Source organism: Nonomuraea sp. NPDC048901 (genome assembly GCF_040649695.1).
In the GTDB taxonomy this organism is placed as follows: Bacteria; Actinomycetota; Actinomycetes; order Streptosporangiales; family Streptosporangiaceae; genus Nonomuraea.
This window is the reverse complement of record NZ_JBEZFW010000049.1, coordinates 1-11,811: the sequence shown is the minus strand read 5'-3', so window position 1 is coordinate 11,811 and position 11,811 is coordinate 1. Positions and strand designations below refer to the sequence as shown.

11 protein-coding genes are annotated in these 11,811 nt (G+C 68.4%); 1 reads left to right on the top strand and 10 read right to left on the bottom strand.

All coding sequences use genetic code 11. From position 1 onward, the window contains the following. Positions 1 to 112 precede the first annotated feature (112 nt). The 9 genes from AB0C30_RS59540 to AB0C30_RS59500 all read right to left on the bottom strand — a co-directional run bounded on the left by AB0C30_RS59540 (position 113) and on the right by AB0C30_RS59500 (position 9,615). On the bottom strand, positions 113 to 1,900 hold the full coding sequence (locus tag AB0C30_RS59540; protein ID WP_357962545.1) for an ABC transporter ATP-binding protein: 1,788 nt from the start codon (positions 1,898 to 1,900) through the stop codon (positions 113 to 115). A 164-nt stretch (positions 1,901 to 2,064) separates the two neighbouring features. Continuing rightward, positions 2,065 to 4,941, bottom strand: a complete 2,877-nt coding sequence (locus AB0C30_RS59535; RefSeq protein ID WP_357962542.1) for a type 2 lanthipeptide synthetase LanM family protein — start codon at positions 4,939 to 4,941, stop codon at positions 2,065 to 2,067. 18 nt (positions 4,942 to 4,959) lie between these two features. Beyond that, positions 4,960 to 5,151 (bottom strand): DUF6229 family protein, encoded by a 192-nt coding sequence (locus AB0C30_RS59530; RefSeq protein WP_357962539.1) that lies wholly within the window; start codon positions 5,149 to 5,151, stop codon positions 4,960 to 4,962. Positions 5,152 to 5,205: 54 nt separating this feature from the next. Next, entirely contained in the window at positions 5,206 to 5,394 is a 189-nt protein-coding gene (locus AB0C30_RS59525; RefSeq protein ID WP_225302757.1) for a DUF6229 family protein, read from the bottom strand. A 1,001-nt stretch (positions 5,395 to 6,395) separates the two neighbouring features. Continuing rightward, positions 6,396 to 7,130, bottom strand: coding sequence for a DUF6461 domain-containing protein (locus AB0C30_RS59520; protein ID WP_357962536.1), 735 nt, complete (start codon positions 7,128 to 7,130; stop codon positions 6,396 to 6,398). A 443-nt stretch (positions 7,131 to 7,573) separates the two neighbouring features. Beyond that, positions 7,574 to 8,131, bottom strand: a complete 558-nt coding sequence (locus tag AB0C30_RS59515) for a DinB family protein (RefSeq protein ID WP_357962533.1) — start codon at positions 8,129 to 8,131, stop codon at positions 7,574 to 7,576. A gap of 476 nt (positions 8,132 to 8,607) precedes the next feature. Then, positions 8,608 to 8,910: a hypothetical protein gene (locus tag AB0C30_RS59510; protein ID WP_357962530.1), complete on the bottom strand. Its 303-nt coding sequence runs from the start codon at positions 8,908 to 8,910 to the stop codon at positions 8,608 to 8,610. Between the two features lie 21 nt (positions 8,911 to 8,931). Further along, positions 8,932 to 9,138 carry a hypothetical protein gene (locus AB0C30_RS59505; RefSeq protein WP_357962527.1) on the bottom strand — a complete coding sequence of 69 codons (207 nt, stop codon included), beginning with the start codon at positions 9,136 to 9,138 and terminating at the stop codon, positions 8,932 to 8,934. 69 nt (positions 9,139 to 9,207) lie between these two features. Further along, complete coding sequence (locus AB0C30_RS59500) at positions 9,208 to 9,615, bottom strand: RidA family protein (RefSeq protein WP_357962525.1); 408 nt, start codon at positions 9,613 to 9,615, stop codon at positions 9,208 to 9,210. Positions 9,616 to 9,758: 143 nt separating this feature from the next. On the opposite strand from AB0C30_RS59500, the gene AB0C30_RS59495 reads away from it, so the two are divergent. Next, positions 9,759 to 10,139, top strand: coding sequence for a helix-turn-helix domain-containing protein (locus tag AB0C30_RS59495; protein ID WP_357962522.1), 381 nt, complete (start codon positions 9,759 to 9,761; stop codon positions 10,137 to 10,139). Between the two features lie 415 nt (positions 10,140 to 10,554). On the opposite strand, the gene AB0C30_RS59490 is transcribed toward AB0C30_RS59495, so the two are convergent. Next, positions 10,555 to 10,734 carry a hypothetical protein gene (locus AB0C30_RS59490; protein ID WP_357962520.1) on the bottom strand — a complete coding sequence of 60 codons (180 nt, stop codon included), beginning with the start codon at positions 10,732 to 10,734 and terminating at the stop codon, positions 10,555 to 10,557. Positions 10,735 to 11,811: the final 1,077 nt, after the last annotated feature.

The window sequence follows — 11,811 nt, the reverse complement described above, 5'->3', positions numbered from 1 at the left end:
CTGGCAACCCGTCGACACCACACTGGTGGCAGACAACGGCACCATCAAGCCGCGCGCCACCACGAACGGCACCTCGTCGGCCCACCCCGGCGGTGGGCGGGGAAGCCGCGGGTCAGGGGGTTGGGAGAGTTATGGGGGGTGATGTGCCGTACATCTGGGCTTGCAGGTGGTACAGGTCGGCGTAGCGGCCACCTGTGACCAGTAGTTGCTCGTGGGTGCCCTGTTCAGCGATCCGGCCCTCGTGCAGCAGATAGATGCGGTCGGCGTTGCGGACGCTGGAGAGTCTGTGGGTGATCAGGACGACCGTGCGGCCCGCGGCGACGCGGCGCAGTGTCTCGTAGACGGCGTATTCGGCCTTGGCGTCGAGCGGGGCGGTCGGCTCGTCCCAGATCAGCAGGTGACCGTCGCGGAACAGTCCGCGGGCGACGGCCAGCCGCTGCCATTGGCCGCCTGACAGGTCCTGGCCGCCGCGGAACTTCTTCGACATCAGGGTGTCCCAGCCGCGCGGGAGCCCGTCGATGACCTCGGTGGCGGAGGCGAGGTCGGCAGCGGTGCGCAACGCGACGTCGCCGGGGTCGTCCTTGTCGTGGCGTCCGACCCGGACGTTGACCCTGGCGTCGTGTGGCCATCGGACCGGATGCTGCAGGACCATGACGACATGCGAGACCACCTCGGCGGCGTCCATTTCGGCGAGGTCGAGGCCGTCCCAGGTGACGGTGCCGCGCGTGGGGCGGTAGAGCCCGGCGATGAGTTTGGCGAGCGTGGTCTTGCCCGAGCCGTTCTCTCCGACGAGCGCGATGGTCTGGCCCGCGTCGATGGTCAGGTCGATGTCGCTCAGCGCGAGCCGGCCGTCACCCGCTCCCGCGTAGGAGAAGGCGACGCCACGCAGACCGATCCGTCGGGGTGCGGCCGGGACGGGCAGGCCCCCCACGGCGGGGCGGCGGGTGCGTGAGTCCTCCAGGAAGGTCTCGTAGTCGCTCACGTAAAGCGCCTGCTCGAACAGCTGGTTGGCGGCCAGGACGAGACGGTTCAGCGCCGCGGTGGCGGTCCGGATCGCGATGACGGCGGTGCCGGCGACGGCGAGCGGGATCCAGCCGATGTGGAGCAGCACCCCGAGCAGCACGAGAGTGGCCCCGGTGGCCACGCCCGCGAGCACGCGGCCCGCCGTGCGGGTGCGCGCCTGGGCCAGGGCGACACGCACCTCCTCGTCGCGCAGGACGTCCCCCACCCGCCGGTACTCCTCCAGCAGGAACGGCTGCGCCTGGCAGGCGCGGATCTCCGCCGCGGGCTCCCGCTCGGTGGCGAGGTCGGCCAGCATCAGGATCCGCCGGTTGAGCGTGACCATGCGCGCGGTCGCCTCGTAGCCCTGCTGGGCCGCGTGCAGCACGGCCCAGCCTTCGGGCAGCACGCTGAGGACGAGCACGGCGAGCAGCAGTGGGTGGAGCACGCCGATGCCGATGGCGGTCGCGGCGACAGCGAAGGCGGCGCCGATCAGCTCGACGACGTTGCCGGTGGCCCGTTCGAGGTAGTACAGCCCCCGGTCGCGGGCACGGTGCATCCGGTCGTAGAAGCCGTCGTCGTCGAACGCGGTCAGCTCGACCGCGAGGCTCGCGGAGAACAGTCCATCTTCGGCCGCTCTGCGCACCGCTGGGTCGAGGCGCGCCCGGGCCAGCGTGACGGCCGCCTCCACGCCGCCGCGCAGCGCGTACACGCCGACCAGCAGCGCCAGGCCAGGGAGCGCCGCCATGACCCGGTCCGGGGTCGGCCCTCCGGAGAGGAGTTCTTCCAGCACGGCGGTGGTGGCCAGCAGCCCGGACGCCGTCGCCACGCCCGACACCGTGAGCAGCAGGAGGATGGCGAGGGCGGGCCGCCGTCCGGCCCGCCAGACGATGTCGAACACCGGGCGGACGGTGCGCGGCAGCCGCCGCAGGTTCCGCCAGGGCCCGCCGTCGCGGTCGGGGTCCGCCAGGTGCCAGTACGGCGAGTTCAGCTCGTCGTCGGTGCTCAGAGCAGCTCACCCCTCTGGGTCGGCCAGCACCACGGACAGTCGACTCTCAGCGCAGCTCACCCCTCCGGGTCGGGTAGCAGGACGGACGGGAGCGGGCTGTCCGGATGCATCCGGAGCAGCTGGTAGACCATGCCGCCGACGCCCGGCATCAGCCCCGGGGTGAAGGCGTCGCGGGCGAGGCCACTGACCGGCCCATGCTCGTCGATGCCGCCGATCATCCGCGCGGTGAGGGCCTCACGGGTCAACCGTTCGGGCCCGACACCCGCCTCAATCGCGCGGTAAAGGATCTCCCAGTTGCCGAAGTCTCCGTGGCAGAGCGTGTGACTCCAGCCGAGACCTATCGACCAGGACGACGCGGCGGCGCGGCGGAGTACGTCCCGCCAGCGCGGGTCGCCCTCGCGGGCCAGCCGGTCGGCCGCGACGAGGCCGATGCCGCCGCCTCCGTGGCACCACGCGCTGGAGGTGACACGGGGATCGTCCACTTCGCGCAGGTCCCGCCATCCGTTACCCTCCGGGTCGTACAGCGACTCCTCGAAGATGAACGCCTTGCCCGCCAGGGTGCCGAACTCGGCGCCGCCGGACGTGGCGGCGTCGGAGAGCCGGGCCAGCGCCCAGCCGATCCCGGTGGCGCCGTGCGAGACCCCGCCTATCCCCTGGGGGAACGCGGCGCTGGGCCAGGACGCTCCACGGTCCTCGACGCGGGCCAGTGAGACCAGGCGCTCCCCGATGCGACGGGCCTCGGTGAACCACCGCTGGTCGCCGGTGCGTTCGGACAGGCGGAGCAACGGCACGATGGCGCCGGCCATGCCGGTGAGCAGGTCGTAGCCTTCGTCGGCGGCCACCGCCTCGGGCAGTTCCTCCGCCAGGGCACAGGCCCGGGCGACCGCTTCGGCGGAACCGACGGCGCCGAGCCCGCTCAGCAGCAGCCAGCTCCAGATCTGCGAGCCGATGCCGACGTAGCCGCCCGGCGGGTCGGGGCGACGCCGCGGCCCGGTGTGCCGTTCTTCGGCGTCCCGGTCCTCGGCCATCGTGATCGTGCGGAGCAGACCGGCCAGCAGCTTGTCCAGGCCGGGCACCTTGTCGGCCCTTCCCTGCTCGGTCTCGCTCGCGTAGGCGGCCAGCAGGACGGCGACCCCGTACGCGCCGCCGTACACGTCAGGGCTCAGCGACTGCACGAACCAGCCGGTGGAGGTGAGCACCGGCGCGATCCAGGTGACCGTGCCGTCGTCGCCGTGAACCGCCGCGTCCAGCACGCTGCGGGCGATGGCGGCGGCCACCCGGCGCCGGCGCACGTCGAGGTCCTGGTGCCGGATGACGGGCGCGGCCATCGGCTTGTTGCCGGGCATCCACCCCTCGTTGAGGTAAGCGCTGACCAGGGCCGCCCGGATCACCTCGCGATCGAGGGCGGCGTCGCGATCGCGCCAGCGCCGCAGCGCGTCCGCGATGAGGTCCTGCTCGTCTCCATACGAGGTTCCGCCGGGGCCGTCCAGACGACCACGGGCGGGCGATGTGGCGAAGAAGGGGATGTCGCCGGTCAGCAGCTCGACCACCTCGGCGTCGATCACCTCGGGGTCCGACGGTGCTCCGGGCAGGTTCTCGGCGTGCTGCGCCAGCAGCCGCGCGGCCTTGCCGACCGCAGTGGCCTCGTCGTGCAGTGATACCGGGTGCCACAGCATGCGGGCCAGCTCGGCGTAGGCCTCGGTGGCGCGGAGCACGACCCGGATGGGACGGTCGGCGAAGTCCTCGAGCAGCCCGGCCAGCTCGCCCGCCCGGTCCAGCGCGTCGAGCCGCTCGGTCAGCTCGACGAATCCCAACAGGACCCGGTCCCAGTAGCGGGCGAGGACCGGGTCAGGGCTGGGGTGGTTGGCCACCGCTCCCATCTCGGCCCGCGCCATGCCCACTCTGGCCATGTCCGTGCCCGCGTCGACGACGACGGGCACCTCGGTGTACGGCTGCTGACCGGGCAGCGCGCCGGCGGCCGACATGTCGACGCCGCGCCAGCCGAGCGAGACGCCCCGTCCGGGGAGAAGACCGGTGCGCAGCACCGACCCGCCGAGCAGGTCGGTCGCCAGGTCCACGGCCTCGCCGTACCCCGAGGGCTTGGCGGGGGCGTGCGGGGTGAACAGCGTCTCGCAGTCGATGACGACGGGGGCCGGCCCGGCCGCGATGAGGTTCTCCGCGTGCAGGTCGCTGCCGCCGATCAGGCGCATCAGCGCCAGCCAGTGCCCGATGCCGCGGTAGAAGGACCGCAGCTCCGCGTCGTCCGCGCAGTAGCGGTGCCCGATGTGCTCCGCCCACCCGTACCCCTCACGGACCAGCACGTCAGGTACGCGGATGTCGGTCCCGGCGGGCAACTCGGCGGCCAGGCGGGCGATCAGCCGGGCCAGTGCCTCATCCACGGCGAGGGAGCGGGGCTTGTAGACGACCTGCCCCTGCGCACCGTGCAGGACGGCGACGGTGCGCCCGCCGCGATGGCTGTCTCCCGCCCCGAAATCGACCCGGACCAGGTCACCTCGGAGGCCACCCGGCAGCGCGGCGAGCGCCGCCCGGTCGGCGGCGAACCGGCGGGCCAGTTCCTCGGCCGCGGCACACCGGTTGCTGATGATCGTGGCAAGCCTGGACGGCATCGGGGGGTAGTGCTGCCCCATGGATCGCCAGAACTCGGGCGTCGCGGCCGTCGCCTTCCATTCCTGCCACCGCAGCTGTGGAGTCTGCGCGGTCAGCCTTCCACTGATCCTGGCCGCGTTGAGTTCCAGCAGCAGTACACGGTTGACCTTGAGACGGACGGTCTCCTCCAATGTTTCGGCGGCCGCGTGGTGGATCACCTGGGCCTCCGCCGGCGTGAGGCCGGGGATCGATCCCAGCGTGGGCGACAGCCCGGCCAGCGCCGGTGCGGTCAAATACTCCAGCGACGGGTCGAATTCCCCGGCCATACGTCCAACCTTCCTTGATCAGCAGCAGAGGCCGGTGCGACCCGCGGTGCAGGCGCTGGCCCTCTTGGTGGTGTCCATGAGGGCCATCGTGATCTCCGACTCGGCGTACTCACCTGTGAGCAGCGGGCCGGCCGGGTTGTCCTCAATGGTCGCCGTTCCGCTGCGCCAAGCAGCGACGATCTCCTCGGAGCGTCCCAGCGTGACGGGCATGCTTACTCCTTTCGTGGCAGGTGTGCTGTCCTGCGTTGACCGGGGGGTTCGAGGTCAGCAGCAGGGGATGGTGCGGTTGCCGGTGCACGAGCTCGGCCGCCGGGTGTCGTCGCGAACCATCGTGATCTCCGACTCGGCGTACTCGCTCATGAACAGCGGGCCGGCCGGGTTGTCCTCGATGGTCGCCGTTCCGCCGCGCCAAGCAGCGACGATCTCCTCGGAGCGTCCCAGGGTGACAGGCATGCTTACTCCCTTCATGACCGGACGTCTCGACCCACGCTAATCAGCCGCTCCAGAAAATCAACACATATCGGGCGTAATGTGCACTTGGCTATATTCCGGAGAAATGTCGAAAATTGCCATTGACTGCGGCCAATCTTGCACCGACGTCCAGCAGGGCCACGCGGCACGCCGTTCACGTCACCTGTGCGGCCAGGACGCGACGACGGTCCCGCACGTCAGAGACTCGACCGGTGATGGCCGTAATCCTCGCTCCGGCGACGGCGATCATTTGCGCGGGCGGACTGCTCGGGGATCGCTCTTCCACGCAGGAAGGGAAGCCGGGAATGATTTCGCCAGATCGGAGGTGCCGATAACAGGTGACGAATAACCCCGGAGGCGTGACCGTCTCACGACATTCCCAGCCGGTATACAGTTTGCCTGCCATTGCGGACGACAGTTATTTCGATTTGTGAATGCGACCCCAGGGAAAGGCCGGCCGCGAGGGGGAGCCTGCTTCGGGACGAAGAAGGCCGTGGGTATCGACGCGGACCCACCTGCGGGCCGGGCCGGACGACGCAGTATTGAAGGAGCGCGCGGTGCGGTGCCGGGTGCGGGCCGCGGGCATGCGGTCGCGAACACCGCAGGGGTCTGCTCGGGGGCGAGCGGGGCGGCGTCGCTGAGGGCCTGGGGTCCTGTACTGGTGAGCTCGCTATTCATCTGTCGCGAGTTGTCGTTCCCATGGGGCCTGATGGTGACGTTCCGTGTTCCCCGGCGGCGTAGCGGTTCCAGCCTCCGCCACCTTCCCGAAGGAGGCGGGCGGTGGTCTTGTCGTGGTATCCGACGCCCTCCGCTACCACGACAAGACCACCGCTTGACTCCTCAACGAGGGCGGTGGCGCCTGGAACCGGTACGCCGCTGGAGAGCACGGACAGTCATGGTGAGGCTCGTCTTCACCGAGAACTCGCAACAGTTCAATAGACCAGTTGACCAGTAAACCAGTCAGTACCGGAGGCCCATGGGAGTTAAGCGGCGCCGTGATCAGACTCAGGGCCGCTTACCGCCTTCAGCTGCTCGAGTAAAACACCGAGGCTCTTCCCGGGCTGAGGCTCTTGTGACGGTGGCAGGTCGGCGATCGCGCCCACCAGGAGTGGTCCGTCCAGCAGGTCGGCGGTGAACGTCACGCCGGTGAGGCGGGCCGCCATCGCGAACATCCGCGCGAGGCCGTGCCGGGACAGGTCGTCGTAGCGCTGGTCCCAGTCCTCGTCCGAGCCCTCCTCCAAAGGCAGGCCGAACTCGCGCATGAGGCCGGCGAGCCGGTCGGTGTCGGCACCGGAGCGATGCTCGGGAGAGGTCGGGTCGAAAGCGGTGATCATGATGCCGTCAGCGGCGTAGTGGAAGTAGTCGCAGGCGTAGTCATGTCGTAAGACGGACACCACGTCGGTGCCGGCCGACAGCCGCGCCAGCATCGGGCTGTCCGTCCCCGACCAGCCGCACGGCTCCACCGCCGCGCACCCGTCGCCGGTGGCGACCACTCCGACATAGCCACCGCCGTCGGTCGCCACCGTGAAGTCGGAGACCGCCAGCCCCAGCTCGGCGAAGCTCATCTCCGTGCTCGTGCGGGCGCCGAACCGGCGCAGCACCTCGGCCGGGTCGAGCCCGTGCAGCAAGGTCACGCAGTAGATCTCGCCGAGTCGGTTGCCCCGATCGCCGTACGGCGGTTGCAGCCAGCGGAACGGCGTCAGCGCCTCGATTGTCATGTCGCGATCTTGGCAGGCTCTACCGACATAGTCAGGCCCACTTCACCCTTCCGCGCGCACCTGCTGTCCGAGAGCCCGGCTTGTTGCCGCCGACATCACGGAAAGTCACTACCACGGCCCTCGGCATCGAGAACTCGCGATAGTCGAATAGGCGACTCCACCAGTACAAGACTCCGACTGGCTTCAACGGTCGGCGTTGGTCGCATAAAGATCGCAGACGAAGTCGAGGGATTCTTCCGGGTGGCATCGAGGACCTGCTGGCCCGGATCGAGCGACACGAACAGAGAAGCTGCGCCATCTTGAAGTAGCTGATCAGGATGGTGGCGTGAGGGTCGTTCGGGGTGCTCGTGCTGGTGGTGGGCGGCAGTCTGAGGTGTAGATCGTCTGGCAGGGTTGGTTTTGCGGGTTCCGAAGCTCGATCGCCGGTTACCGTAAAGTCATATTCAGCGCGGTACGGCTCCGTCCTGCCAGCGGTAGAGGTCGCGCAGCAGGGAAATCTCGGCGCCGTGATGGATCAGCTCCCTGTTGACGTGCAGGACGATGCCCTCCATGGGAAACTGCTCGGGACCCACCGCGGGCGGATTCTCCAGGTCGGCGTCTGAGAGCTCGCGGACCCCCGCGTTCCATCTCCCATACATCTCATCGAGCTGCTTTAGCGCCTCGTCAGCGGTCCCCGCGTAGGCGAATGTCTGGGAGTCGACGTCCTGGCCGCCGAAGTGCCATCCGACCCGATAGCCGAGGCAGGAGACGATGATGTGCGCAAGCCGCCAGGCAATCGTGGTCACCGGAGCCGGCACCGGGGCAGGGGACGCGGAGTCCATCATCCATTCCCCTGAACCTGCCGACATCGGTGTGGCCGACGTGTCACGTGGGCGGATGCTCCAGCAGCCGCGCACCGGCTCCCAGAAGTACTCCTCATCGGCAAGACCGTCCAGCCGCGGCCGCAGATTCTTGTGCCAGTGCCGGTCCAGCTGGTCCGCGAGTCGCTCGCTTCTTGTCATTTCGGCACAGTACAGACAACGGAGACCTGGCTGCGACCCTCGCGGACGCCGTCGCCGGCCGTGGACCGCGAGAGCGTACCGCACCGGGGATGACGCTGGGGGCCCAGAAGAAGCCGAACCTCCAGCAGCCCGCTGGCTGCGACCACCAGCCTGCCGTACCGAACCCCGCCGCATAACCCCCAAAGGATTGACGAAGTCGATCACTTTAGGGGAGTCGGTGCCCTGCTCGTACAGCGCCCGCGCCAGGCGGGCCATCGAGGCGTAGTCGTCCCGTGACGCCTCCACGCGCAGCCGTTGGAGCGCATCCTCCGTCACTCTGACTCCCTTGGTCAGGGCCGGATCGTACATGATCGAGATCGTTCACACCTCTCACGAGCACCCACCGGTCACTGTCAGGTGACATCCAATCTGGCCATTGATCACGGCGTGACCTCGTGCTGGTCAGTTCATCTGTCACGGACGGCGAGGTGGCTGTGTCATTTGAAGTGGCCATTTTCCGGCAGTGGTAGCGGTTGCCATGTGTGACGCTGTTCGGCCAGGTGGCGTCGTCGGCGGATGCGGTGCTTGCGTCGCAGTTGCTCGACCCACCGGGTGAGCCCGTCTTGTTGTCCCCAGAGAGAGGGCGGGGCGGGCCCCTTACTCGCTGAAGCGAGCTCGTTCATCTGCTGAGCGACGCGCTCATAGAAGCTGCGAAGCGCTCGCTCGTCCACCATGGCGACGTGGCGGCGCCAGCCCAGGTCGGTGAGGAGTTCGGTGAGCGCGACGGCTTCGGGTGTCAACGATCGAGCGCTACCAGGTGGTCACGTTCGACCCACGACTCGAACCCCACCCGGCGCTCCATCGTGGCCGACCAGTACCAGCCGGGATAGTTCCGCTGCCCGGTGATAGGACGGGAACGAACGGACGGGCAGCGCCTCCTCCAGCGCCACGCTCGCCAGCCGCTCCAACCCCACGAGCTGCTCCACGCCATCGGCAACGACGTAGGCGACCCTGAACTCGCTGATCATATTCCGTGACGTAGCGCTCACAAATCACATCATGGCCACTTCGGTGCTCAGTGAGCGAAGGCCATCTGTTCAGTCGAGGATCGCGGTGGCTTCGATCTCGACCAGGTGGTCGGGGACGTCCAGTGCCGCAACGCCTATCAGCGTGGTCGGCGGGGCCGGGGTGACCCCCAGCTTCGCGGCTGCCCGGGAGATGCCTTCCAGGAGCGGGGGCATCTTGTCGGGGGTCCAGTCGACGACGTAGAAGGTCAGTTTCGCCACGTCGTCGAAGGAGCCGCCGACCTCGGCCAGGGCCTTGCCGATGTTGAGGTAACTCTGCTCGACCTGTGCGGCGAGATCGCCTTCGCCGACCGTGACACCCTCGGCGTCCCAGGCGACCTGTCCGGCGATGAAGATCAGCTTTGACCCGGATGCGATCGACACCTGCCGGTAGACATCGATCTTGGGCAATCCGCTGGGGTTGACAAAGGTGATGGCCATGGTGCCTGTCTCCTCGTTCTGAGCGCCTGTGGGCTCGCGTCCGCGCCGACCACGACACTCTTGCTCTCTTGTGGTTACTCAAGAACTATAAGAGACTGGCTGCTGACGTGGAAGAACGCACTTTTCCGTGACTGGAGAACCTTATGGTGACCAAGCAGTTCACAGGCTCGCCCGAGGACGCAGACCTGGCGCGTGCGGGCTCCTTGGCGCGGGAGATCTTCTCGGACGTGGCCAACAAGTGGGCGTTCCTGATCGTCGAGGGCCTCGGTGATCGCACCCTGCGCTTCAGTGAGCTGCGGAGCGAGGTCGAGGGCATCAGCCACAAGATGCTCACCCAGAACCTGCGCATGCTGGAGCGCAACGGCCTGGTCGAGCGCACCGTGTACCCCACCGTCCCGCCGCGGGTCGAATATACCCTCACTGAGCCGGGCCAGGCTCTGCGAGCGACGGTCGATGGAATGTGCGGCTGGACCCACCGGTACTTCGGTCACATAGAGGCCGCACGCCGTCGCTTCGACGCCTGACTTCTGCGGCCAACTGGGATGCCGAGAGTGGCCAGCTAGCGTGCTCAGTCACATTTGGCCACTTCACCTGACGCTGGCCAACTATCTGGCCACTTTGGCTGGCACGCGGCCAGATGGCGTGTCACCTGACAGTTACCATCATGCAGTAGTCGGCAGGACCCCCCGGAGCCGCACTCCGCCGGCCGCGGCCGCCCGAGCCGGTTCGCCTCAGATCGGACGGTATCCCCGCGACCTGGTCACGGCAGGTGAGTCAGGTGTCCACCCGCGGCATCATTACCTCCAGCGAACCCGATCTCATCTGATCATCTTGGCCACATCTCGGGGGTCAGGGTGTGGCGGAACGGAAACGTACGCTAAGCCCATTCCCGCAGCCACCCTGCATCGGGCACACGCGAGGGATCACAGGCCTGACGGCCTACTGGATGCTCCAGGAGTGCGGATGTGAGGGAACAGGGCAGGCGAAGACGTTCAGCTGACCCCAGCGCCCCACGGTGACCTCGGTCGGCGTGGCGAACCGGTGCGCGGGCAGATCCTGTTCCTCGATCGGCTTCCAGCTGCCGCTGCCGCCGTCCCACTCGCTGCTGTCGATAGTCAACAGTAGGTCCATCGGTGCCGTGCAGGCCCGGCAGTGCATGGGAGACGGGGTCGGTCAGGTGCCACGACGCGAACCCTCCGACGCGCCAGCCGGGCGGAATGGACAGCTCCTGCTGGTAGGTGGGCGCCTCGGGTGCGTCGTCGTCCCCTGTCTCTTCGGCCTCCTCCTCGAGGGCTTCCTCCCAGGCGTCAATCCGGGCGTGCAGGTCCTTGGGCAGCAGACCGGCGAACGGGTAGGTGGCCACTTGTTCCGGGTGCAGCACGCAGGGCTCCGGAACATATCCGTCAAATCCCACGACCGCTGGTCGGGGCGGCGCGGCCAGGACCTCGGCCACCTCGGAGGATCGGCGCCAACGGAGGTCCAGCGACATGACGCAGCCGGTCGGTCCGTGCCCGTCGAACGGGCACCAGAACACCTGGAGCAGGTCGCACCCGTCCGGTCCCGTCAGCAGGTCGGTAACGTCCCGCCGGTACAGCTGGGCGATACCGATCATCGGCAGCGGATCGGTATCGGCCACCCCCTCGACGCGATGCTTCCGCGCCAACTCCTCCAGGAGTGCCCGTTCCTCCGTCGTGGGACCCGCATCCGGGTCGCGGGCCCAGGCAGCCGCGAGGACTTGTCGCTCCCGATGGATGTCCGCGGGGCGCCGCCCGGTCCCGCGCTTGTGTGGCTTCGTACACACCGGCCATGGCTCGTCCGCCGGCCAAAGAAGGGGGCCGCCCACGGAACTGGACGACACGTCCGGGCTGCCCGGACGAGGGTGCAGCCGGGTAGTCGTACCGCGGTAAGCGGCCAGTTCCGGGAACAACACCTCAACATCGAGCGGGCGCCCGGCGTGGTCCTCGTCATGGACGCGATCTTAGACAACACCTCAGCTACCGGGAGCCCGCTCCCATTCTCAGGTCAACGGCCCGAACATGACCAAACCCGACCGTCTCCTGGCTCGAGCCCCGGCACCAAATTCCTTTGTCAGCAGGCTCTTAGCTTTGTTTTTAACCTCTGAAACGGGCGTTCGGCCTGCTTAAGGTCGTGACAGGCCGTCTGATGGACGTCACAGGCATCTACGGCGCGTCTTGG